Raw genomic sequence first — 22,244 nt, forward strand, 5'->3', positions numbered from 1 at the left:
TGATCAGGCTTTCTTGGGTCGGTTGGTGCCGGAGTACTCCCGGCTGATGGTGTCGGCGGTGCGACGGACCAGGGGGAGCAGGGTGAGGAGTTCCTCGGCCGTGACGACCACGTTCGGCGCGGAGACCGACATCGCGGCGACGACGCGCCCGTCGGCGCCGCGGATGGGGGCCCCGACGCAGTTGATGGACTCCTCGTGGCCACCGAGGTCGGTGGCCCATCCCTGTTCGCGCACGGTGGCGAGTTCCTTGAGGAAGGGGCCGGGACCGGGGGTCGAACGGGACGTGTACATGGGGTAGTCGAGCTTCTCCGCGACGGCGCGCCGCTCCGCTTCGCTCAGGTCGGCGAGGAGGAGTTTGGCCACGGCGGCGACGGTGATCGCGACGGGCTTGCCGACGCGGGAGTACATCCGGACCGGGTAGCGGCTCTCGACCTTGTCGATGTAGAGGACCTCGTCGTCCTCGTACACGGCGAGGTGGACGGTGTGGCCGCAGTTCGCGTTGAGCTCGACGAGGTGCGCGTGGGCGATCTCCCGTACGTCGAGGTTCTCGACGGCTTCCTGGGCGAGGGCGAAGAGCCGTGCGCCGAGGCGGTAGCGCTGGTCCTGCTGGCGGTAGACGAGCCCGTGCTCGTGGAGCGTACGGAGCAGGCGCAGGGCCGTGGACTTGTGCACGCCGAGCCGCTCGGCGACCTGTCCGAGGTCGGCGGGTCCCTGGGCGAGCAGCGGCAGGATGCTGAGCGCCCGGTCGACGGTCTGACTCATCGCGTACGTACCTCCTGGTCGTCCCCCGTCCACCCGGGGCCGAGACGCAGTCTCCCCCAGTCGGCGTCGTCGAGGGCCACGAGGCGGTCCGCCCGGTCGCGGGCGGGCGGGTCGGTGAGGTCGCCGGGGACGGTGAGGACGGCGGCGGCCATCAGGTGCCCGTGCCGGGCCCGGTCGCGGACGGGCAGTCCGCGCAGGGTGGCGGAGAGGAACCCGGCGGCGAAGGCGTCCCCGGCGCCGACGGGGGCGACGACGTCGACGCGCAGCGCGGGGACGGTGGTGACGGTGCCGGACGGCGCCGGGCCTCCGGTGAAGACCGTCGCGCCCTCCGCGCCCCGCTTCACCACCAGCACCGCGGGCTCCGGCAGGGCCTCGCGGATGGCGGCGACGCCCTTCACCCCCCACGCCTCCTCCGCCTCGTCCTCGCCGACGAAGACGAGGTCGGCGCGGCGGGCCAGGTCCAGCAGGACGTCGGGGGACGTGCCGCCGTCGCGCCACAGACCCGGCCGGTGGTTGACGTCGAAGGAGACGAGCGGGCGGCCCGGGCGCGGCGCCGTCAGCTCGTGCAGCAGGGCGAGGCAGTCGGCGGAGAGCGCTGCCGTGATGCCGGACAGGTGCAGGACCCGGCCGGCGAACAGGGCCTCGTAGGGGACGTTCGCCGGGGACATCGCGGAGGCGGCGGACCCGGCCCGGTAGTAGGCGACCTCGTGGACCTCGGTGGCGCGGTCCGTCGCCGTACGGAAGTAGATGCCCGTGGGCCGGGCGGGATCGCGCCGCACGGCGGAGGTGTCGACCCCGTACGCGGAGATCGCGTCGACGAGGTGGTCGCCGAAGCCGTCCGCCCCGACCCGGCTCACCCAGGCCGCGCGGTGCCCGGCGGCGGCGAGGGCGCACGCCACGTTGGACTCGGCGCCTCCGATGCCGCGGCCGAAGGAGGGGACGTCGGCGAGGCGCCCGGGCCGCGAGGGCAGGAACGTCACCATGGACTCGCCGAGGCACACGACGTCAGCGGTCGCGTCGGCGTCGGTCCTGGCCGGGCTTCCGGACACTCGGGGCTCCTCGGGGTCGGGCGGGCGGCGCCGGGTCTCACCATTGACCGGGCGTCGGCTCGGATGTTAGACAGCGTTGAGCGATATACGCAATGGGTGTTGCACATGTTGCAACGCTCCTGCCGTGACCTACCGAATGACTTCGATCGAGGAGGCACCCCCATGGCCGCCGAACGCCCCGTGGCCGGACTCGCCGGACTCGCCGACGAGCGGGTCGACCACCGGTTCAAGGCCCTGCCGCCCGACGCGGCCGGCCTGACCGTCGGCGACCTGGCCGCCGAGCGGCGCAACCTCTTCACCGGCGGGTTCACCACGCCGGTGCTCGCGCTCTCGGCCGAGTCCGTCGCGCACAACCTCGCGCTGCTGGAGACGTACGCCGAGCGCCACGGCCTCGCCTTCGCCCCGCACGGCAAGACCTCGATGTCCCCGCAGCTGTTCGCCCGCCAGCTGGAGCACGGCGCGTGGGGCATCACCGCGGCGGTGCCGCACCAGGCGCGGGTCTACCGGGCGTTCGGGATCCAGCGGATCTTCCTCGCCAACGAGCTCGTCGACGCGGTCGCGCTGCGCTGGCTCGCGGGCGAGCTGGACGCGGACCCGGACTTCCACTTCGTCTGTTACGTCGACTCGGTGCGCGGCGTCGAGCTGATGGACGAGGCCCTGCGCGCGGCGGGCGCCTCCCGCCCGGTCGACGTCGTCGTGGAGCTCGGCGCGGGCGAGGGCGCCCGCACGGGAGCGCGCACCGAGGCCGGCTGCGCGGCGGTCGCCGACGCGGTGGCCGCGGCCCCGTCCCTGCGTCTGGCGGGCGTGGCCGGTTACGAGGGCGAGGTGCCGGACGCGACCGGCGAACGGGTACGGGAGTGGCTGCGCCGGCTCGTCGCGCTGGCCGCGGAGTTCGACGCGGCGGGGCGCTTCGCGGCGCTGGGCGCCGGAGAGCGGATCGTCATCAGCGCGGGTGGCAGCGCGTGGTTCGACGCGGTCGCGGACGTGTTCGCGGAGATCCCCGCACTCTCCGGCCCCGTGCTCAAGCTCCTCCGCTCGGGCGCGTACGTCTCGCACGACGACGGGCACTACCGCCACCTCACCCCCTTCAACCGGGTCCCCCAGGAGGGCGCGCTGCAGCCCGCCTTCCGGCTCTGGGCCCAGGTCGTGTCCCGTCCGACCGGCGAGCAGGCGTTCCTGAACGCGGGCAAGCGGGACGCGGCCTACGACCTGGACCTGCCGCAGGCACAGGTCGTACGGTCCGGGCGCGACGGCTCGGTACGGGCGGCGGCGGGCATCGAGGTCACCGGCCTGTCGGACCAGCACGCGTGGGTACGGACGGACGAGACGGCCGGACTGGAGGTCGGGGACTGGGTGGGGATGGGCCTGTCGCACCCCTGCACGAGCTTCGACAAGTGGCAGCTGATCCCGCTGGTGGAGGCGGACGGCACGGTCACGGACTACATCCGCACCTTCTTCTGATCCCGGCCGACGAGCCGGGGGCCGGGGGCCGCGCCCCCGGCCGCCCCGAAAGGCACACCCCCATGGACCTGGTCATCCGCGACGCCCGCGTCATCGACGGCACCGCCACCCCCTCCTACCGCGCCGACGTGGCCCTCGCCGGCGGCCGCATCGCGGAGATCCACCGCGAGGGCGCCGCCGGCCCCCGCCCGTCCGCCCCGCGCACGCTGGACGCCGACGGCCTCGCCCTCTCCCCCGGCTTCGTCGACATGCACGCCCACAGCGACCTGGCCCTGCTGCGCGACCCCGACCACAGCGCGAAGGCGGCCCAGGGCGTCACCCTCGAAGTGCTCGGCCAGGACGGACTGTCGTACGCCCCCGCCGACGACCGCACCCTCGCCGAGGTCCGCCGGGCCATCACCGGGTGGAACGGCGACGGGAGCGACATCGACTTCGACTGGCGGACCGTCGGCGAGTACCTCGACCGGCTCGACCGCAACTTCGGCGGCCAGGGCATCGCCGTGAACGCCGCCTATCTGATCCCGCAGGGCACCGTCCGCATGTACGCGGTCGGCTGGGACGACCGGCCGGCCACCGATGCCGAACTGACCCGGATGAAGCAGCTCGTCGCCCGGTCCATGACCGAGGGCGCGGTCGGCATGTCCTCCGGCCTCACCTACACCCCGGGCATGTACGCGGACGACGCCGAACTCACCGCCCTGTGCCGGGTGGTGGCCGAGCACGGCGGCTACTACTGCCCGCACCACCGCTCGTACGGAGCCGGCGCCCTGGAGGCGTACGAGGAGATGGTGCGGCTCACCCGCACGGCCGGCTGCGCCCTCCATCTCGCGCACGCCACCATGAACTTCGGGGTGAACGAGGGCCGGGCGCCGGAGCTGCTCGCCCTCCTGGACCACGCGCTCGACGCGGGCGCCGACATCTCCCTGGACACCTACCCGTACACCCCGGGCTGTACGACCCTGGTCGCGATGCTGCCCAGCTGGGCGAGCGAGGGCGGCCCCGAGTCGGTCCTGGCCCGCCTGGCCGACGACGCGACGGCCGCGAGGATCCGCCACGACCTGGAGGTCGTGGGGTCGGACGGCTGCCACGGCGTGCCGATCGAGTGGGACACCATCGAGATCTCCGGCGTCAGCGCTCCGGCCCTCGCCGGCCACGTCGGCCGTACGGTCGCCGAGTCGGCGCGGCTGCGCGGCGAGGAGCCCTGGGTGACCGCCCGGCGGTTGCTGCGGGACGACCGGCTGGGGACGACGATCCTCCAGCACGTGGGACACGAGGAGAACGTGCGGCAGATCATGCGCCACCGCGTCCACACGGGCGGCAGCGACGGCATCCTCCAGGGCGCCAAGCCGCACCCGAGGGCGTACGGCACGTTCCCGCAGTACCTCGGCCGGTACGCCCGCGAGCTGGGCATCCTCTCCCTGGAGGAGTGCGTCGCCCACCTCACCTCCCGGCCGGCGGCCCGGCTGCGGCTCGCCGACCGGGGTTACGTGCGCGAGGGCTACCGCGCCGACCTGGTCCTCTTCGACCCGTCGACGGTGGCGGCGGGCTCGACGTTCGACGAGCCCCGCACCCTGCCGGTGGGCATCCCGCACGTGCTGATCGACGGCCGCTTCGTCATCGAGGACGGCAGGCGGACGCAGGTGCTGGCGGGCCGGTCGGTGCGGTCCACGCGGCCGCGGTAGGGGCGGCGCACGGGTGCACGGGGGGTGAGGGCCCGTGCACCCCGGGCCACGGGTCGTCGCGGGCGGAGTTTTCCGCACCCGTTCCCGGGCAGCCGGGTGGCATGAATATTGCTGCGACAGCCCGCAAGAGCCACGGAAAGGCGAGACGGGCGGGAAACAGTTCGGCGGTGGAGGCGGGCGGCCGGGCGGGGTTCGTGGCCCGTGGGGTGATCTATTTCCTCGTCGGCTCCCTCGCCCTGCGGATCGCGTTCGGCAGCGACGGAAAGGGCGGGGAGGGGGGCGGAGCCCAGGCGGACCGGGGCGGGGCGCTCGCGGAGATCGCGCAGAAGCCCTTCGGTTCCGTCCTGCTGTGGGCCCTGGGAGTGGCACTGGTGGGCATGACCCTGTGGCGGCTGTCCGAGGCGGCGTTCGGGGCCTCGGGCCCGGACGGGCACAAGGCGACCAAGCGCCTGGCCTCGGCGGGGCGCGCGGTCTTCTACGCCTTCGTGTCGTATTCGGTGCTGCTGTTCGCCGCGGGCGACCGGGGCAGCGGCAGCGGTTCCGGCGACGCGCGGTCGAAGGACATCACGGCGGAGGCGCTCGGCATGCCGGGCGGGCGCTGGCTGGTGGGGGTGGGCGGTGTGGTCATCGCGGGCGCCGGCCTGTGGATCCTGGGCCGGGCCGCCCTGCGGAAGTTCCACAAGCACCTGCGCATGGGCGAGATGTCGCCCGCCGTGCGGCGGGCGGTGGACATCACCGGCGTCTTCGGCGGCGTCTCCCGCGGACTGGTCTTCGCGGTGGCGGGCGGGTTCGCCGTGGCCGCGGCGGTGAAGGCCCGCTCCGGCGAGGCCAAGGGGATGGACGACACCCTGCGGTCCTTCAGTGCGACCCCGGCCGGCCCGTGGCTGCTGGCCCTGGTCGCGGCCGGGCTGGTGGCCTTCGGCCTCTTCTCCTGCGCGAACGCCCGGTGGCGCAAGCTCTGACAGCCCTGGGCGCCGGCCGGAACCGGGGCGGGAGCGCCGCCCCGGCACAGGCCGCGACCGGCGTGGAGGCATCCGCTCCCGAGCCGGCCGGGACCGGGACGGGAGCGTCGTCCCGCCCCGGCCCACCCGTCACGGCTTGGGCAGTACGCACCCGGCACGGTTGAGGTCGAAGACGTTGCCGGGGCCGACGCACGGCACGATGCCGTAGGTCTCCTGGGCGTAGTTGATGCCCTCGCGGACCGTCACCTGCCCGTTCTCGTCGACCTCGCACGGATTGTTGTCCGTGCACCGCTGCCCGTCCTCGTTACCGGTGTTGTTGACGGCGACGACCTTTCCGGTGGCGTTGTCGATCACCGGCGAGCCGGACGTGCCGCCGATGGTCTGGCAGGCCGAGGTGTAGCGGACCGAGTCCTTCCAGGTCCACTCCCCCTCCTTGAGGCGGTAGACGAACCCGTCGACGTTGCAACTGTACGTGCGCTTCCAGTACCCGGACACGACGGTGATCGCGGTGCCCTGCACCGGGTGCGCGGTGTTGAGCTCCAGCGCCTTGATGCCGTAGCGGCTCTCGATCTGCGCGTACGTGGAGGTGAGTTGGTACACCGAGATGTCGGTGTCCGTCATCGTCCCGTACGCGATCTTGCTCGCCCGGAGGGTGCCGACACCGCTGCCCGAGGCGTTCAGCAGGGTGAAGCTGCGGGTGGACCGCTGGTTGAACACGACCTCGCCCGGGCCGGGGAACCCGGACTCCATGCAGTGGCCGTTGGAGAGCACGAGCGCGGGGTCGCCCGGCTGGGAGCCGGGGGTGCGGACGAACGATCCCGAACAGTTGCTGAGCGCCACGGTCCCGGCGAAGCCGACGGCCTTGACACTGACCTTCGTCTGAACGCCCGCGTGAGCGGGGGCCGTCGAGTCCGCCGCGGCGCGGCCCGCGGTCGCCGCCGCGCCGACCGTGCCGGGTACTGCCGCCTTGACCGTGCCGGGTGCTGCCGCGTCGTGGCTTGTGGCCGCTACCGCGGGCGCGGTGCCGGCTCCGAGGAGCAGCACCGCGAACAGCGCACCGACGAGAGGCTTCTTCATGTGGGGGTCCCCTCAAGTGACCTGCGCAGAGCGTGGGGAGCCTCTGCGACCGGAGTTCTTCCGGTTTTGACATGCGCATGGTGGCGCACTGGGGGGAACCCCACAAGGGGCGAATTCAGGTCACCAGACCCTGGCGGTAGGCGTAGACGACCGCCTGGACCCGGTCGCGGAGCCCGAGTTTGGCGAGGATGCGCGAAACGAAGGTCTTGACGGTCTCCTGGCTGATCAGAAGGGTTCCGGCGATCTCCCGGTTGGAGAGGCCGTCCGCGATGAGGCGCAGGACCTCCAGTTCACGAGGGGTCAGCGGGTTGTCCCGCGCAGCGTCCTCGGCGGGCCGGATGCGGGCGGCGTACCTGCCGACGAGCCGCCGTGTCACCTCCGGGTCCACCAGGGCGGCGCCCGCCTCCACGGTCCGGATGCCGTGGAGCAGGTGGGCCGGCGGCGCGTCCTTGAGCAGGAAGCCGCTCGCCCCGGCGCGCAGCGCCTCGTAGACGTACTCGTCCAGGTTGAACGTGGTCACCACGAGCACCTTGACGGGGTGCGCCACCCCGGCGCCGGCCAGCAGGCGGGTGGCCTCGATGCCGTCGAGCACCGGCATCCGGATGTCCATCACGACGACGTCGGGGCGCAGCCGCCCGGCCAGCTCGACGGCGGTCCGCCCGTCCCCGCACTCGCCCGCCACCTCGAGGTCGGGCTGGGCGTCGATGATCGTGGCCAGCCCGGTGCGGACCAGGACCTGGTCGTCGCAGACCAGTACGCGGATCGGCGCGGTCACGCGGAGCTCCCGGCGGGTATACGGGCCCGGACGACGAAGCCGCCGCCCTCGCGGTGGTCCGCGCTGAACTCGCCGCCCAGGAGGTCCACCCGCTCGCGCAGGCCCGCCAGGCCCCGCCCGCTCCCGCCGGGGACCCGGGCGCGTGAGCCGGAACCGTCCGTGCTGACCTCCACGGAGATCTCCTTCTCGCTGTGCCGCACCTGGACCGCGGTGCGGCTCCCCTGGGCGTGTTTGAGGGCGTTCGTCAGCGCTTCCTGCACGATCCGGTAGGCCACCAGGTCGGCGCTGCCGGTCGAGGAGGCCGGTGTGCCCCGCTCGGTGAACTCCACCGTCTGCCCGGCCCGGCGGGTCTGTTCCACCAGGGTGAGGAGCCTGCCGACGGTCGGTGTCCTGGGCTCGGCCTCGTGATCCGGGTCGAGCAGGTCGAGCAGGTGCCGCAGGTCGGTGATGGCCCGCCGGCCGGTGTCGGCGACGGTGTCCAGGGTCTGGTCGAGGCGCTCGGGCACGGCCGTCAGCCAGCGTGCCGCCTCGGCCTGCACGACCATCGCCGTGACGTGGTGGGTCACGACGTCGTGGAGCTCGCGGGCGATGCGGGTGCGTTCGGCGACGCGGGTCTCCTCGGCGACGCGGCGCCGGTGCGCGGCCTCGGCGACGCGGGTGGAGCGCAGCCATCCCCCGGCGCCCCAGGCGAAGGCCAGTACCAGGTAGAACGTCACGAACTCGACGGGCGGTTCGCCGGACCCGTACCGCAGGAGCACGAGCGCCAGCGGTACGTACGCCGCGGTCAGGACGAGCACGGTGGCGCGCCGGCCCCGTTCCAGATGGGATCCCGCGCTCAGCAGCGCGATGGGCAGGGCCGAGCCCGCGACCAGGTGGTAGCCGCGGAGCTGGTCCACGGCGAAGCCGAGCGAGACCAGCGCGAGACAGACCACCGGCCACCGCCGGCGCACGGTGAGCGGAAGGCATTCGAGGGCGACGACCACGACGGCCGGCGCGTCGAAGGAGTGGGCGGGCATGCCGCCGAGCTGCGTGCCGCGGCTGTGGAACACCGGCAGGAGCGAGGCGACGAGCAGGAACAGCCCGAGCGGGAGGTCGCGCAGGGTGACATCGAGCCGGCGCCACTGCCCGGGAAGGCTCCGAGAGTTGGTCACCGGGAAACTGTAGTGGTGGCGTCGGCCTCGACGGCCCGGCGGCGGCGGGGGACGAGGTGCCCGCGCCGGTGGGCCAGCCACATGAACACGCACGTCAGCATCAGACCGAGCGCCACCGAGTACACGCTTGCCTCGGGGCCGAAGTCGCCGCCGGTGAGCAACTGCGGGCCCGAGGTGGCGGAGTCGAGTATCCCTTGCGCGGTGTCGTTGCCCGAGACCTCGGTGCTGAAGATGCCGGACGCGGCGAAGTTCCAGCCGAAGTGCACGCCGATGGGCAGCCACAGCTTCCTGGTGGCCACGTAGGCCGCGCCGAGCATGCCGCCGGCCTCGATGGCGATGGCGACGGCGCCCCACAGGGTGGCGTGCGTGTTGAACAGGTGCGACATGCCGAACAGTACGGCGGTCAGCGTGAGCGCGATCCAGGTTCCGGTGCGTTCCTCGATGATCCTGAACAGGACGCCTCGGTACAGCACTTCCTCCGTCACGGCGGCGGCCGCCATGAAGCCGAACAGTCCCACCGCGCCGGAGACCGAGCCGATGCCGTTGACCTCGTAGTCACCGGCGAAGGCCAGGTTCACGATGACGGCCCCGAACAACGCGACGCCGATCAGCACCCCGCGGCCGATGGCCGGCGCCGCGCCCTCCCGGGACAGTTCGGTGACCGGACGGTGCTCGGTCCTGCCCACCACCCACCGGTAGACCGGTACCGAGAGCACCGCGGCCAGAAGGCCGAGGACGAGCGTGAGCCACGGATTCCCGTCCACCGCGGCAATGCACTGACTGCCGATCATCGCGACCGCCGCGACCGCCAGAAGCTGCCAGACCACTCTCATGAGGACTCCTTTGCCGGTTCCGCGGACGGTGCGCCGCGGCTTCGCTCCGACGCTACGGATCCGGCGGACGGGAGTCGTCACCCCACGGAGGACACCTGCGCGTAGCTCGCACGGGGGACGGCCCGGGGCCGTCGGCGCGTACGCCGCCGCAGGCCCCGGGCCTCAGGTCGCCGGAGCCCCGGCGGGGCGCCGGGCGGCGGTCAGGCCGCGATCCGCTCCACCGGGATCCACAACTGCGCGTCCGCCCGCGTCCCGTCGGGCGAGAGCCGGGTGCGCAGGATCTCCGGCCCCGGCCGGCTCCGGTACGGATTGGACGGGAACCACTCGGTGAACACGTCCCGCCACAGGTACTGGAGCGCCTGCGGAAACGCCCCGAACTCTCGAAGACGGCCCACGTGCCCGCCGCCACGGGAAGCGCGTCCATGTCCCCGGGTACGGGCGCGGAGCTCACCACCCCGTGGTAGTAGTCCAGTTCGGTGCCCTCGGCCCTGCTGTCCGCGAGGTCGTCGCTGACCTGGACGATCCCCTCCGGCTCCTGGTCGGACAGTTCCTTGATGCGCCGCACGGTCTCCTGGCCGACGCTCCGGACGAACGCGGCGATGGCCGGGTTCACCCCCTCGTGCACCAGCGGGACGCGCGCCTTCCTGCCCACCACACGGAACTCCTCCTTCTCCACGATCCGGTATCGCATGCTGCTGGTCCCTTCGACGACGAGGCGGAAGGACATCCGGGGCTGGGACCGCAACGCGGCCCCGGTACGCCTGGCCTCGCCCGGACCGACGCCGTGCAGCGCGCGGAACGCGCGGGCGAACGCCTCGCCCGAGGCGTAGCCGTACCGCACCGCGACCTCCAGCAGCGTCCGCTCACCGGCCAGCACCTCGGCGCCCGCGACCGTGAGCCGCCTGCGCCGGACGTACTCCGACAGCGGGATCCCGGCGAGGGCCGAGAACATGCGCCGCAGGTGGTACTCCGACGTCATCGCGATCCTGGCCAGCTCGGCGACGTCGACGCGCTCGTCGAGACGCCGCTCGATGTGGTCCATGGCCTCGTTCAGCCGCTCCAGCACCCGGGCCTCCTTCCCTTCCGTCTCCCACGCTAGGAAGGGATCACCCTGCCCCACCCGACATCCTGTGCCCGGTCCGGTCGGGTGGGCCGGCGGGGCGGGGCGCCGAAGCGGGCGAGGCAGTGCCGGACGCGCTTGGGCGACCGGAGTCGTGGCGGCCCGTGCGGGCGGCGTCACGGACGATCCGCGGCCACCGGAATCCCTGGAGCGGCATCGCTGTCAGACCCCGCTGTCAGACTTCCGTCATGACTGACGCAGTGAAGGGCCCCGCGAGCTATTTCCCGTCCATCGAGCAGAAGTACGGCCGTCCGGTCGCGGAATGGAAGGACCTCATCCGCGCCTCGCCGCTGACCAAGCACATGGAGATCGTGGCGTGGCTCAAGTCCGAGCACGCGATGGGGCACGGCCACGCCAACGCACTGGTCGCCCACACCCTCGCCGAGGACAAGGGCAAGGGCGCCGGCGAGTAGGCGGGGCGCGCACGGGCCGAGGCCCCACCGTGGCGGCCGTCAGACCGCCGCGGCCGCCGCTTCCCGTGACAGGGCCACCGCCTGACGCAGGCTCAGCGCCGGCTCGGCCGCGCGCAGTGCCTTGACGGCCGCCACCTCGTCGAGGGGGCCCTCATGGCCGCCGTCCCGGATCCGGCGTTCCGCCCAGCGGCCGCGCAGCTCCGCGTCCGGTGCGCCGGCCACCTCGGCGACCAGCGCGAGGGCGCGCTCCAGGCCGGGGCGTTCCCCGGCTGCCGCGCCGGCCAGCGCCTGTCGGAGCGCGGCGCTGATGCCGTCCGCGTCGCGCACCACGATCACCGGCATGTCCTGCTTCCCGATTCCGATCATGGGCGCAGTGTCCCCCGCCCCGCCACGGCTCTCACCCGGGTTGAGGTACTTCAGAGGTTCGCCGCCCTCACGGTCCTGGTCCCGGGGCTTCGGGACCAGGACCGGAGGACGAGGGCGCTCCTGCTCCAGCAGGAGGCGCCCGGGCGCCCCGGTTGCGTACCGTCGGGGTGTGACCTCCGACCACGTCCTCGATCTCGACGCCTATCTCGCCCGCATCGGCTGGAGCGGGGAGCGCCGGTCCACCGCGGCCGTGCTGCGCTCCGTGCACCGCGCGCATGCGCTGGGCATCCCTTTCGAGAACCTGGACCCCGTCCTTGGGAGGGTGCCCTCGCTGGACCTGGCCGATCTGGAGGCCAAACTCGTCCGGGGTGAGCGCGGTGGCTACTGCTACGAGCACAACACGCTGCTCACCGCCGCGCTGCGGGCCCTCGGCTTCGACGTCACGCTGCTGTGCGCCCGGGTCGTGCTGGGCGCCGGCCCCGGTGACGTCCGGCCGCGGACGCACATGCTGATGCGCGTCGGGGTGCCGGGCGAGGCGACGCCGTATCTCGCCGACGTCGGCTTCGGCGCCGCCGGCTCGCTGCTGGAGCCGATCCCGCTGGCCGCCGGCGCCGAGTCGTACGACACCCCGCGCCACCACCGGCTCGTCCAGGCCCCGCACGACGGGCCGCTGGAGCTGTGGGAACTCCAGGCGGAGACGGGCGACGGGGTGTGGCAGGGCCAGTACGCGTTCACGGCGGAACCGTTCGAAGCTCCCGACATCGAGGTCGTCAACTGGCACATCGCGACCAACCCGCGCTCACCGTTCGCGCGTCAGCTGTACGTGCAGCGCACCACCGCACACACCCACCTGTCGCTCGCCGGCCGCCGTCTCGTGGTGACGGGCGACGACGGCCGGAGGGAGGAGCGGGAGCTGGCGGACACCGCGGAGACGGTGCGCGTCCTCGCGGACACGTTCGGGATCCGGCTGCCGGAGGGCGCCCGGCTGCCCGGGTGACCCGGGCGGCCGGGCGCCCTCCGACCGCGGCGCGCCGTGGCGCATGTCACCCACCGCCGTCCGTCACGTCCCCGTTCCACCCCATTCCAAGCCCCGGCCCGGCCCGCACCCCGGGTTCCGACGGCGCGGGGGCGCGAGCACATGGCGATGGAAGCCGGGGCGGGGGGCGGAGGAACCCGGGTGGCTCAATGGCCGGGGAAAGGCCGGGCGGCCCGCGAAACACAGTCGTAAGCTCGCAGACATGCAGGTCATCCAGTCCACGAAGCTCGCCAACGTCTGTTACGAAATCCGGGGCCCCGTGCTCGAGGAGGCGATGCGGCTGGAAGCAGCAGGTCACCGCATCCTCAAGCTGAACACCGGCAACCCTGCCGCGTTCGGTTTCGAGTGCCCGCCCGAGATCCTCGAAGACATCCTGCGCAACCTGTCCGGGGCGCACGGTTACGGCGACGCGAAGGGACTGCTGTCCGCGCGGCGGGCGGTGATGCAGCACTACCAGACCAAGGGGATCGACCTCGACGTCGAGGACGTCTACCTGGGCAACGGCGTCTCCGAGCTGATCCAGATGTCGATGCAGGCGCTGCTCGACGACGGCGACGAGGTGCTCGTACCCGCCCCGGACTATCCGCTGTGGACGGCGTCCGTCTCGCTCGCCGGCGGCACGGCCGTGCACTACCGGTGCGACGAGCAGTCGGACTGGATGCCGGACCTGGCCGACATCGAGCGGAAGATCACCGACCGCACCAAGGCCCTCGTCATCATCAACCCGAACAATCCGACGGGTGCGGTGTACGACGACGAGATGCTGCGCGGTCTGACGGAGATCGCCCGGCGGCACAACCTGGTGGTCTGCTCCGACGAGATCTACGACCGGATCCTGTACGACGGCGCGACGCACACGCCGACGGCGACGATCGCCCCCGATCTGATGGTGCTCACCTTCAACGGGCTGTCCAAGAACTACCGGGTGGCCGGGTACCGCTCCGGCTGGCTGGCGGTCTGCGGTCCGAAGGCGCACGCCTCCTCGTACATCGAGGGGCTGACGATCCTGGCCAACATGCGGCTCTGCGCCAACATGCCCTCGCAGCACGCCGTGGCCACCGCGCTCGGCGGGCGGCAGTCGATCAACGACCTGGTGCTGCCGGGCGGCCGGATCCTGGAGCAGCGGGACGTGGCGTACGACCTGCTGACGCAGATTCCCGGGGTGACCTGCGTGAAGCCGAAGGGGGCGCTGTACCTCTTCCCCCGGCTGGACCCCAAGGTCTACAAGATCAAGGACGACCGGCAGATGGTCCTCGACCTCCTGCGGGCCGAGAAGATCATGGTGGTGCAGGGGACGGGATTCAACTGGCCCGAGCCCGATCACTTCCGGGTCGTGACGCTGCCGTCGACGAAGGACCTGACGGACGCGATCGGCCGGATCGCCCGCTTCCTGGACGGATACGGGCAGATCTGAAACCGGTCTGCGCTTCCCGCCCTCCATTGCCTCGATGAGGGACAACTTTAGACTGAATCCAAGCTAGGATGGTTTTCACAGCACCACCAGGAGGCCATCCATGTACGAACCGATCCGCAGCAAATCGGTCCACACACCGGCCGACCACGCCGACGACTTCCCGCACCGCACCCGCGAGGAGGAGCTGGACATCCAGCTCGCCGGACACCTCGCCGCACTGCTGGCGGTCACCGACGAGCTGGGTCTGCGCGAGGCGGGCGACCGCATCGCCGAGCAGGTCGCCCGGTTGCGCGGCGCACCGCCCGCCCGGCACGCGGGCCTGAGCGACGCGTCCGCGACCACCCTCCACCGCCGCGCCCACGCCCTGGCGGGCCGGGCCCTGGTGGTGGCGGCGTCCCGCGCGGACACCGTGGTCGCGATCCTCTCGGCCGAGCGTATGGACGCCCACACCGCAGCGGTCCAGGCCGCTGCCGCCGCCGACTCCCCCGCCGCTTCACCGCGGCTGGTCGGCGCCCACTGACGGCCCCGGTCCGCGTGCCGCCGAGGCGCGTGGACCGGGTGCCACCACCCCGTCACGGCGTGCCACTCGCCGACTGCCGGGCCAGGGCGGTCGGGTACGCCGCGTCGGCGAGCACGCACCGGGACCGGCCCTGCCGCCCGCCTGAACGAAAAGGGAGCGGCCCCCGGAACCGTATGGGGTTCCGGGGGCCGCTCCAGGGGCGTGTTCGTGCACGCCCCGGCCGCGGCGGGCGTGGACCCCACAGGTCAGGGCGGATGTCGAGGACCCGGCCGCGGGGATCGAGGGGCGGGATCAGCCCAGGCGCTGGACCAGCGCGCGGTACTCGTCCCACAGTTCCTTCGGCGTGTGGTCACCGAAGGTGTTCAGGTGCTCGGGGACCAGCGCCGCCTCCTCGCGCCAGACCTCCTTGTCCACGGTAAGCAGGAAGTCCAGCTCGGACTCGGACAGGTCCAGGCCCTCGGTGTCGATCGAGCCCTTGGCCGGCAGGATGCCGATCGGGGTCTCGACGCCCTCGGCCTTGCCCTCCAGGCGCTCGACGATCCACTTCAGGACGCGGCTGTTCTCGCCGAAGCCGGGCCAGACGAACTTGCCCGCGTCGTTCTTGCGGAACCAGTTCACGTAGTAGATCTTCGGGAGCTTCGACTGGTCCGGCTTGTCCGCGCCGACCTTGAGCCAGTGGTTCATGTAGTCGCCCATGTTGTAGCCGCAGAACGGCAGCATGGCGAACGGGTCGCGGCGCAGCTCGCCGACCTTGCCCTCGGCGGCGGCGGTCTTCTCGGAGGCCACGTTGGCCCCGAGGAAGACGCCGTGCTGCCAGTTGAAGGACTCGGTGACCAGCGGGACGGCCGAGGCGCGGCGGCCGCCGAAGAGGATGGCCGAGATCGGCACGCCCTTCGGGTCCTCCCACTCGGGGGCGATGATCGGGCACTGGCCGGCCGGGACGGTGAAGCGGGCGTTGGGGTGGGCGGCGGGCGTGCCGGACTCGGGGGTCCAGTCGTTGCCCTTCCAGTCCGTGAGGTGCTCGGGGAGCTCCTCGGTCATGCCCTCCCACCAGACGTCGCCGTCGTCGGTGAGCGCGACGTTGGTGAAGACGGAGTTGCCCCACATGGTCTTCATGGCGTTGGCGTTGGTGTGCTCGCCGGTGCCGGGCGCGACGCCGAAGAAGCCGGCCTCGGGGTTGATCGCGTACAGCTGGCCGTCCTCACCGAACCGCATCCAGGCGATGTCGTCGCCGATGGTCTCGACGGTCCAGCCGGAGATGGTGGGCTCCAGCATGGCGAGGTTGGTCTTGCCGCAGGCGCTCGGGAACGCGGCCGCCACGTACTTCGACTCACCGCGCGGCGGCGTGAGCTTGAGGATCAGCATGTGCTCGGCGAGCCAGCCCTCGTCGCGCGCCATGACGGAGGCGATGCGCAGCGCGTAGCACTTCTTGCCGAGCAGGGCGTTGCCGCCGTAGCCGGAGCCGTAGGACCAGATCTCCCGGTCCTCGGGGAAGTGCGAGATGTACTTGGTGGAGTTGCAGGGCCACGGGACGTCCTCCTGGCCCTCCTCCAGGGGTGCGCCGAGCGTGTGGACGGCCTTGACGAAGAAGCCGTCGGTGCCGAGCTCGTCGAGGACGGCCTGGCCCATGCGCGTCATGGTGCGCATCGAGACGGCGACGTACGCGGAGTCGGTGATCTCGACGCCGATGGCGGAGAGCGGCGAGCCGAGGGGGCCCATGCAGAAGGGCACGACGTACAGGGTGCGGCCCCGCATGGAGCCGCGGAAGACACCCTTCTCCCCCACGAAGATCTCCCGCATCTCGGCGGGGTCCTTCCAGTGGTTCGTCGGACCGGCGTCCTCCTCCTTCGCGGAGCAGATGAACGTCCGGGTCTCGACGCGCGCGACGTCGCTCGGGTCCGAAGCGGCGTAGTAGGAGTTCGGGCGCTTGATCGCGTCGAGCTTGGTGAACGTGCCCTTGGCGACGAGCTCCCCGCACAGGCGCTCGTACTCGGCCTCGGACCCGTCGCACCACACCACTCGGTCCGGTTCGGTGAGGGCTGCGATCTCGTCGACCCAGGAGACGAGCTCCTGGTGGTTGGTGGGAACAGTGAGGGGAGCCGCGATGTCGCGCGCCACGATCGCTCCTTGGTGAGGGTGTGTGTCTGGTAGGTGCCCCGTGGGGGCTGCGACCCGGATGCTTCTACCCTTTCGAATTCCCTGGCGCTCATCCGGTGCCGACCGCACTCATTTGATCATCCGACCGTTCCGCCCATATGTCCAGAGGGCCGCCCACGTGAGCATCGCCACTCGAATCTGCAACCTACGGAGGCGTAGGTACGATGCGAGGATGACTGCCGTATCCGCCGCCGCACCCGAGCCCGCCGGGCTGGACCCAGCCGGGACCCACGACATCCCCCTCAAGCCACGCATGCGCGGCTGGCTGCACGCGGGCATGTTCCCGGCGGTCCTGATCGCGGGCATCGTGCTCATCGCACTGGCGGACAGCACCCGCGGCCGGATCGCCTGCTCGATCTACATCGCGACCGCGTGCCTGCTGTTCGGCGTGAGCGCGGTCTACCACCGCGGCACGTGGGGGCCGCGTGGCGAGGCCGTACTGCGCAGGCTCGACCACGCGAACATCTTCCTGATCATCGCGGGCACCTACACCCCGCTGACCCTGCTCCTGCTGCCCTCGTCGACCGGGACCCCGCTCCTGTGGGCAGTCTGGGGCGCGGCGGTCGCGGGCATCGCCTTCCGGGTGTTCTGGGTCGGGGCCCCGCGCTGGCTCTACACCCCCTGCTACATCGCGATGGGCTGGGCGGCGGTCTTCTTCCTGCCGGACTTCATGCGGACCGGCGGGATCGCGGTACTGGTGCTCGTGGTCGTCGGCGGGCTGCTCTACAGCGCCGGCGGCGTCATCTACGGCCTCAAGCGGCCGAATCCGTCACCGCGCTACTTCGGCTTCCACGAGGTCTTCCACTCGCTGACCCTCGCGGCGTTCGTCGTCCACTACGTCGGCATCTCCCTGGTGGCCTACAACCACACCTGAGCACCCCGACCCCCTCTCGTCGACCAGGGCCGCGGCTTCCGAGCCGCGGCCCTTTCGTCTGCCCGCACGCCGAGAAAGGACCGCCACATTGACACTGACCATCTTTTAAGAGTTACTGTCACTTGACTTCAACTCTCAAAGGAGTAGGCCATGAACCGGCGCTGGTGGGCCCTCGGAGCGCTCGTGGCGAGCATGCTCGTCCTCGGCTTCGACATGACGATCCTCAACGTGGCGCTGCCGACCATGGCGGGCGAGCTCGGCGCCACCACCGGCGAACAGCAGTGGATGGCCGACGCCTACGTCGTCGTCTTCGCCGCCCTGATGCTTCCGGCGGGCCTGCTCGGCGACCGGTTCGGCCGGCGCCGGATGCTCATCACCGGCCTCGGCGTCTTCCTCGTCGGCTCGATCGCCGGGACGCTCGCGGACGGGGTGACCGCCGTCGTGGCCGCCCGCTGCGTCATGGGCGTCGGCGGCGCGCTCGTGATGCCGCTCGCCCTCGCCGTCCTGCCCTCGCTCTTCGGCGAGCCGAAGGACCGGATCAAGGCCGTCGGCATCGTCTCCGCCGCCTCCGCGCTGGGCATGCCGCTCGGCCCGATCCTCGGCGGCTGGCTCCTCGACCACTTCTGGTGGGGGTCGATCTTCCTGGTCAACGTCCCCATGGTCGGCATCGGCGTCGCCGCCTGCGTGTTCCTGCTCCCCGAGACCCGGGACCCCGCCTCCCCCCAGGTCGACCTCGTGTCCACCGCGCTGACCGCCACCGGCCTCGGCGCCCTGATCTACGCGATCATCGAGGCGCCGGGCCGAGGCTGGGGCGACCCGCTGGTCCTGGCCCTGCCGGCCGCCGCGGCGGCGCTGCTCGCCTGGCTCGTCGTACGGGAACGCAAGGCCGTCCGCCCGATGCTCGACCTGTCCCTGCTGCGGCAGCGTGCGTTCCTGCTCAGCGCCCTCGCCGCCACGCTCGTGATGTTCGTGATGGCGGGGCTGATGTTCATCCTGCCCGGCTATCTCCAGGCCGTCCTCGGCCACGACGCGTTCGGTACGGGGCTGCGGATGCTGCCGATGATGGGCGGGCTGATCGTCGCCGCGAAGGCCGGCGGGCCGGTCACGGCACGGTTCGGGGCGCGCGCCACGATGTCGGCCGGGCTCGTCGTGCTCGCCTTCGCCGCCCTGCTCGGCAGCCGTACGACGGTGGACAGCGGCTACGGCTTCACCGCGCTGTGGCTCTCCGTCGCCGGAGTCGGCTTCGGCTTCGCCGTCGTCCCCGCCATGGACGCGGCCCTGGGCGCCCTGCCCGCCGACCGCGCGGGCAGCGGATCGGGGCTGCTGATGACCGTACGCCAGACGGGCAGCGCCCTCGGGATCGCCCTGCTGGGCAGTCTGCTGGCCGGCGCCTACAGCGGCCGGCTCGACACCGCAGGCGTACCGGCCGCCGCTGCGGACACCGCCGGGGACTCCGTCGTCGCCGCCCACGCCGTCGCCGCGCGGTTCGGGGCGCGGCGGCTCGCGGACTCCGCCGACGCGGCGTACGTGCACGGGATGAGCCTGGTCCTGCTCGTCATCGGTGCGACGGCGCTGGTCAGCGCCCTGCTGGTCGGGGCGTTCCTGACCCCGGCACGGCGGCTGCCGGAGCGGCCCGCGGACGTGGCCACCGCCCCCGTCGATGCGTGACAATGGCGACCATGGCCGCCACCTCCCGTATCCCCTCCTTCACCGCACCCGAGGCGCAGCCCCCGATGGGGCTGCGCGAGCGCAAGAAGCTCAAGACGCGGGTCGCGATCCGGCAGGCGACGTACCGCCTCATCCAGGAGCAGGGCTACGAGGCGACGACCATCGAGCAGATCGCGGAGGCGGCCGAGGTGTCGCCGAGCACGGTGTTCCGGTACTTCGCGACCAAGGAGGACATCGTGCTCACCGACGAGTACGACCCGGTCATGGAGGCCGTGCTCCGCAGCCGCCCGGCGGACGAACCGCCGCTGGAGTCCCTGCGGCTGATAATGCGCGAGGCGCTGTCCTCGTTCGTCACGGCGGAGGACGAGGAACTGCGCCAGCGCACCCGGCTGATGGTGGAGGTCCCCGCCATCAGGGCCCGCATGACGGAGAGCATGTCCGACACCGCGAGGCTGCTCTCCGGCGTGATCGCCGACCGCACCGGCCGCAGCGCGGACGACCTGCGGATCCGGGTCTTCATCGCGGCGGTGCTCGGTGCGCTGCGCGAGGTCACGCTGTACTGGGGCGAGCACGGCCAGGAGGGCGACCTCCTCACGATGATCGACGAGGCCCTCGACACGCTGGGGAGCGGCCTGCGCCTGTGAGCCGCCCCAGGCGCGGGAGGCCGCCCCGGCCCTCTCAGGCCCCGGCGCCGCCGAGCGCGTGCGCCAGCGCCTCCGGTTCGGTGGTCGGCGCGTCGCAGACGAAGTGCCGGCACACATAGGCGGTGGGCCGGCCGTCCGTCATCGGGCGGTCCTCCAGCAGCGGGAACTCCGTACCGGACGTCTCCCCCGCCGCGACGACCGCGCCGGGCGCCCGCCCCAGCAGCGCCGTACGGTGCAGCGCGCCGCCGACCGGGCCGGCGACCGCGATCTCGCGGGGGCCGTCGAGCAGCGCCTCGGCCACCGCGAGCCCCCAGCTGATGAACCGCGGCGCCCGCGGCCCCAGCGCCTTCACCACGCCCAACGCCCCCTCGGCGGCAGTGCGGTGGGGCTCCGAGCCGGTGTGGGCGGCGTACGAGAGCAGCGCTCCGGCCGCCGCGGTCCAGCCTGCGGGGGTGGCACTGTCGGTGGGGTCCTGCGGGCGGCGGATCAGCTGCTCGGCGTCGTCCGCCGTGTCGTACAGCTGACCGCCCTCGCCGGTGAAGTGCTGGAGCACGATGTCCGTCAGGAAGCCGGCGAACTCCAGCCAGGCCCCCTCGCCGGTGACGGCGGCCAGGGCCAGGAAGCCCTCCGCCACGTCGCCGTAGTCCTCCAGCACCCCGGGGTGCTCACCGGCGCGGCCGTCCTTCGACGTGCGGACCAGGCGGGCCACCGGCCCCATGTGGAGCCGCACCAGCAGGTCCGCCGCCTCGGTGGCGCGCTCGATCAGGTCGGGCCGGTCGAAGTACGCACCGGTCTCGGCGAGCGCGGCGATCGCCAGCCCGTTCCACGCCGCGACCACCTTGTCGTCCCGCCCGGGCCGCGCACGCCGCTCCCGGGCGGCGAGGAGCCGGGCCCGCACATCGGCGGCCCTGTCCGCGTCCTTGACGCCCGTCCGCGGGAGCTGGAGCACCGAGGCCCCCTCCTCGAAGGTGCCCTCGTCGGTCACCGCGAAGAGCTCCGCGGCGAACGCGGCGTCCTCCTCGCCCAGCGCCTCGCGCAGCTGGGCGGGCGTCCAGACGTAGTAGGCACCCTCGACGTGCTTCCCGTCCGCGTCCTCGCTGTCGGCGTCCAGGGCCGAGGCGAAACCCCCTTCGGGCGTGCGGAGTTCACGGACCATGAAGTCCGCGGTCTCCAGGGCCACCCGGCGGGCGAGTTCGGACCCGGTGGAGCGCCACAGGTGGGCGTACACGCGGCAGAGCAGCGCGTTGTCGTAGAGCATCTTCTCGAAGTGGGGGACGACCCACTCGCGGTCCACCGAGTAGCGGGCGAAGCCGCCGCCGAGCTGGTCGTAGATCCCGCCGCCGGCCATCGCCTCGCAGGTGTCGGCCGCCATCTGGAGTGCGCCGTCCGCACCGGTGCGCGCGTGGTGGCGCAGCAGGAACTCGATCGTCATCGCCGGCGGGAACTTGGGCGCGCCGCCGAAGCCGCCGTGCTTCTCGTCGTACTCGCGGGTCAGTCCGAGCAGCGCCTGGGCCAGCTCCGGCTCACCGGGCAGGCCCTCGCCGCCGTGGGCGAGGGTGCGCTCGGACAGGTCGCGGACGATGCGCGAGGCGACCTCGCCGACCTCGTCGCGTCGGTCGGTCCAGGCCGCCGCCACGCCTTCGAGGACCTGGCGGAACGACGGCAGACCGTGCCGGGAGTCGGGCGGGAAGTAGGTGCCGAAGTAGAAGGGCTCCGCGTCCGAGGTGAGGAAGACGGTCATCGGCCAGCCGCCCTGGCCCGTCGCGGCCTGGACCGCCTCCATGTACACGGCGTCGACGTCGGGGCGTTCCTCGCGGTCGACCTTGACCGGCACGAAGTGCTCGTTGAGATACGCCGCGACCTCGGCGTCCTCGAACGACTCATGGGCCATCACATGGCACCAGTGGCACGCCGAGTAGCCCACCGACAGCAGGACGGGTACGTCGCGCCGCCTCGACTCCGCGAAGGCCTCTTCTCCCCACGGCCACCAATCCACCGGGTTGGAGGCGTGCTGGAGCAGATAAGGCGACTGGGAGTCAGCCAGACGATTCATACGGGCATCGTCGCACGATCCGGACCGCGCAGCTCGACCCGGGGGCGCGCGCCCAGGAGGAGATCGTCTTCTCGCCGCCCCTCGGCGCCTCCCCGAGGCTTTGCCACCGCATGACCGGACGCGACAGACAGGACCGACCGAGGGAACAGACAGGGTTGTCTGTTAGTTGTGGATCCGAGGACCGATCCAGGTGGCACCAGAGCCTCAAGTGGCGAGAAATCGCCCGC

General features: G+C 72.4%; 19 protein-coding genes and 1 pseudogene. 10 read left to right on the forward strand and 10 right to left on the reverse strand.

Translation table 11 applies throughout. From position 1 onward, the window contains the following. Window positions 1-3 precede the first annotated feature (3 nt). Complete coding sequence (locus ABZ454_RS26810; protein ID WP_356325607.1) at window positions 4-762, reverse strand: IclR family transcriptional regulator; 759 nt, start codon at window positions 760-762, stop codon at window positions 4-6. Further along, window positions 759-1,811, reverse strand: coding sequence for a sugar kinase (locus tag ABZ454_RS26815; RefSeq protein ID WP_359541583.1), 1,053 nt, complete (start codon window positions 1,809-1,811; stop codon window positions 759-761). Before ABZ454_RS26815 ends, ABZ454_RS26810 begins: the two co-directional genes overlap by 4 nt. A 162-nt stretch (window positions 1,812-1,973) precedes the next feature. On the opposite strand from ABZ454_RS26815, the gene ABZ454_RS26820 reads away from it, so the two are divergent. The 3 genes from ABZ454_RS26820 to ABZ454_RS26830 all read left to right on the forward strand — a co-directional run bounded on the left by ABZ454_RS26820 (window position 1,974) and on the right by ABZ454_RS26830 (window position 5,916). Then, a complete protein-coding gene (locus ABZ454_RS26820; RefSeq protein ID WP_359541585.1) occupies window positions 1,974-3,272 on the forward strand; it encodes an amino acid deaminase in 1,299 nt (432 codons plus the stop codon). 62 nt (window positions 3,273-3,334) lie between these two features. Further along, window positions 3,335-4,954, forward strand: coding sequence for a D-aminoacylase (locus ABZ454_RS26825; RefSeq protein ID WP_359541587.1), 1,620 nt, complete (start codon window positions 3,335-3,337; stop codon window positions 4,952-4,954). 101 nt (window positions 4,955-5,055) lie between these two features. Beyond that, entirely contained in the window at window positions 5,056-5,916 is an 861-nt protein-coding gene (locus ABZ454_RS26830; RefSeq protein WP_356325615.1) for a DUF1206 domain-containing protein, read from the forward strand. 129 nt (window positions 5,917-6,045) lie between these two features. Here ABZ454_RS26830 and ABZ454_RS26835 read toward each other — a convergent pair whose 3' ends face one another. The 5 genes and pseudogenes from ABZ454_RS26835 to ABZ454_RS26855 all read right to left on the reverse strand — a co-directional run bounded on the left by ABZ454_RS26835 (window position 6,046) and on the right by ABZ454_RS26855 (window position 10,818). Then, the gene (locus ABZ454_RS26835) at window positions 6,046-6,993 is read right to left on the reverse strand and encodes a serine protease (protein ID WP_359541589.1); all 948 of its coding nucleotides are present in this window, start codon (window positions 6,991-6,993) and stop codon (window positions 6,046-6,048) included. Window positions 6,994-7,108: 115 nt separating this feature from the next. After that, window positions 7,109-7,768 carry a response regulator transcription factor gene (locus tag ABZ454_RS26840; RefSeq protein WP_356325620.1) on the reverse strand — a complete coding sequence of 220 codons (660 nt, stop codon included), beginning with the start codon at window positions 7,766-7,768 and terminating at the stop codon, window positions 7,109-7,111. Beyond that, window positions 7,765-8,919 (reverse strand): histidine kinase, encoded by a 1,155-nt coding sequence (locus ABZ454_RS26845; protein ID WP_356325622.1) that lies wholly within the window; start codon window positions 8,917-8,919, stop codon window positions 7,765-7,767. The genes ABZ454_RS26840 and ABZ454_RS26845 overlap by 4 nt, the downstream gene beginning before the upstream one ends. Then, window positions 8,916-9,752 carry a CPBP family intramembrane glutamic endopeptidase gene (locus tag ABZ454_RS26850; RefSeq protein ID WP_356325624.1) on the reverse strand — a complete coding sequence of 279 codons (837 nt, stop codon included), beginning with the start codon at window positions 9,750-9,752 and terminating at the stop codon, window positions 8,916-8,918. The genes ABZ454_RS26845 and ABZ454_RS26850 overlap by 4 nt, the downstream gene beginning before the upstream one ends. Window positions 9,753-9,952: 200 nt before the next feature. Continuing rightward, window positions 9,953-10,818, reverse strand: a pseudogene (locus ABZ454_RS26855) (AraC family transcriptional regulator). A 242-nt stretch (window positions 10,819-11,060) separates the two neighbouring features. Between ABZ454_RS26855 and ABZ454_RS26860 the strand changes: the two are divergent. Next, window positions 11,061-11,285: a DUF4287 domain-containing protein gene (locus ABZ454_RS26860; protein WP_356325233.1), complete on the forward strand. Its 225-nt coding sequence runs from the start codon at window positions 11,061-11,063 to the stop codon at window positions 11,283-11,285. Between the two features lie 39 nt (window positions 11,286-11,324). On the opposite strand, the gene ABZ454_RS26865 is transcribed toward ABZ454_RS26860, so the two are convergent. Then, entirely contained in the window at window positions 11,325-11,651 is a 327-nt protein-coding gene (locus ABZ454_RS26865) for a hypothetical protein (protein ID WP_356325230.1), read from the reverse strand. 169 nt (window positions 11,652-11,820) lie between these two features. Between ABZ454_RS26865 and ABZ454_RS26870 the strand changes: the two genes are divergently transcribed. The 3 genes from ABZ454_RS26870 (at window position 11,821) to ABZ454_RS26880 (ending at window position 14,621) form a co-directional block, all read left to right on the forward strand. Next, window positions 11,821-12,648: an arylamine N-acetyltransferase gene (locus ABZ454_RS26870; protein WP_356325228.1), complete on the forward strand. Its 828-nt coding sequence runs from the start codon at window positions 11,821-11,823 to the stop codon at window positions 12,646-12,648. 241 nt (window positions 12,649-12,889) lie between these two features. Continuing rightward, entirely contained in the window at window positions 12,890-14,101 is a 1,212-nt protein-coding gene (locus tag ABZ454_RS26875; RefSeq protein ID WP_356325226.1) for a pyridoxal phosphate-dependent aminotransferase, read from the forward strand. Between the two features lie 100 nt (window positions 14,102-14,201). Beyond that, window positions 14,202-14,621: a hypothetical protein gene (locus ABZ454_RS26880; protein ID WP_356325224.1), complete on the forward strand. Its 420-nt coding sequence runs from the start codon at window positions 14,202-14,204 to the stop codon at window positions 14,619-14,621. Window positions 14,622-14,912: 291 nt separating this feature from the next. On the opposite strand, the gene ABZ454_RS26885 is transcribed toward ABZ454_RS26880, so the two are convergent. Continuing rightward, complete coding sequence (locus ABZ454_RS26885) at window positions 14,913-16,739, reverse strand: phosphoenolpyruvate carboxykinase (GTP) (RefSeq protein WP_356325222.1); 1,827 nt, start codon at window positions 16,737-16,739, stop codon at window positions 14,913-14,915. A gap of 211 nt (window positions 16,740-16,950) precedes the next feature. Here ABZ454_RS26885 and ABZ454_RS26890 point away from each other — a divergent pair, with 211 nt between their 5' ends. From ABZ454_RS26890 to ABZ454_RS26900, 3 genes are all read left to right on the forward strand, one after another. Then, window positions 16,951-17,652 carry a hemolysin III family protein gene (locus tag ABZ454_RS26890; RefSeq protein WP_359541594.1) on the forward strand — a complete coding sequence of 234 codons (702 nt, stop codon included), beginning with the start codon at window positions 16,951-16,953 and terminating at the stop codon, window positions 17,650-17,652. 150 nt (window positions 17,653-17,802) lie between these two features. Next, on the forward strand, window positions 17,803-19,320 hold the full coding sequence (locus tag ABZ454_RS26895) for an MFS transporter (RefSeq protein WP_359541595.1): 1,518 nt from the start codon (window positions 17,803-17,805) through the stop codon (window positions 19,318-19,320). An 11-nt stretch (window positions 19,321-19,331) separates the two neighbouring features. After that, a complete protein-coding gene (locus ABZ454_RS26900) occupies window positions 19,332-19,964 on the forward strand; it encodes a TetR family transcriptional regulator (RefSeq protein WP_359541596.1) in 633 nt (210 codons plus the stop codon). Window positions 19,965-19,998: 34 nt separating this feature from the next. Here the strand turns inward: ABZ454_RS26900 and ABZ454_RS26905 are convergent, their stop codons facing one another. Further along, entirely contained in the window at window positions 19,999-22,017 is a 2,019-nt protein-coding gene (locus ABZ454_RS26905; RefSeq protein WP_356325214.1) for a thioredoxin domain-containing protein, read from the reverse strand. Between the last annotated feature and the right edge of the window lie 227 nt (window positions 22,018-22,244).

It is taken from the genome of Streptomyces sp. NPDC005803, from assembly GCF_040630435.1.
Lineage (GTDB): Bacteria > Actinomycetota > Actinomycetes > Streptomycetales > Streptomycetaceae > Streptomyces.

Excerpts from the sequence above, each read along its gene's own strand:
- ABZ454_RS26810 (WP_356325607.1), bottom strand. The coding sequence starts at position 762 with ATGAGTCAGACCGTCGACCGGGCGCTCAGCATCCTGCCGCTGCTCGCC.
- ABZ454_RS26820 (WP_359541585.1), top strand. The coding sequence starts at position 1,974 with ATGGCCGCCGAACGCCCCGTGGCCGGACTCGCCGGACTCGCCGACGAG.
- ABZ454_RS26825 (WP_359541587.1), top strand. The coding sequence starts at position 3,335 with ATGGACCTGGTCATCCGCGACGCCCGCGTCATCGACGGCACCGCCACC.
- ABZ454_RS26830 (WP_356325615.1), top strand. The coding sequence starts at position 5,056 with ATGAATATTGCTGCGACAGCCCGCAAGAGCCACGGAAAGGCGAGACGG.
- ABZ454_RS26835 (WP_359541589.1), bottom strand. The coding sequence starts at position 6,993 with ATGAAGAAGCCTCTCGTCGGTGCGCTGTTCGCGGTGCTGCTCCTCGGA.
- ABZ454_RS26850 (WP_356325624.1), bottom strand. The coding sequence starts at position 9,752 with ATGAGAGTGGTCTGGCAGCTTCTGGCGGTCGCGGCGGTCGCGATGATC.
- ABZ454_RS26860 (WP_356325233.1), top strand. The coding sequence starts at position 11,061 with ATGACTGACGCAGTGAAGGGCCCCGCGAGCTATTTCCCGTCCATCGAG.
- ABZ454_RS26865 (WP_356325230.1), bottom strand. The coding sequence starts at position 11,651 with ATGATCGGAATCGGGAAGCAGGACATGCCGGTGATCGTGGTGCGCGAC.
- ABZ454_RS26875 (WP_356325226.1), top strand. The coding sequence starts at position 12,890 with ATGCAGGTCATCCAGTCCACGAAGCTCGCCAACGTCTGTTACGAAATC.
- ABZ454_RS26880 (WP_356325224.1), top strand. The coding sequence starts at position 14,202 with ATGTACGAACCGATCCGCAGCAAATCGGTCCACACACCGGCCGACCAC.
- ABZ454_RS26890 (WP_359541594.1), top strand. The coding sequence starts at position 16,951 with ATGACTGCCGTATCCGCCGCCGCACCCGAGCCCGCCGGGCTGGACCCA.
- ABZ454_RS26895 (WP_359541595.1), top strand. The coding sequence starts at position 17,803 with ATGAACCGGCGCTGGTGGGCCCTCGGAGCGCTCGTGGCGAGCATGCTC.
- ABZ454_RS26900 (WP_359541596.1), top strand. The coding sequence starts at position 19,332 with ATGGCCGCCACCTCCCGTATCCCCTCCTTCACCGCACCCGAGGCGCAG.
- ABZ454_RS26905 (WP_356325214.1), bottom strand. The coding sequence starts at position 22,017 with ATGAATCGTCTGGCTGACTCCCAGTCGCCTTATCTGCTCCAGCACGCC.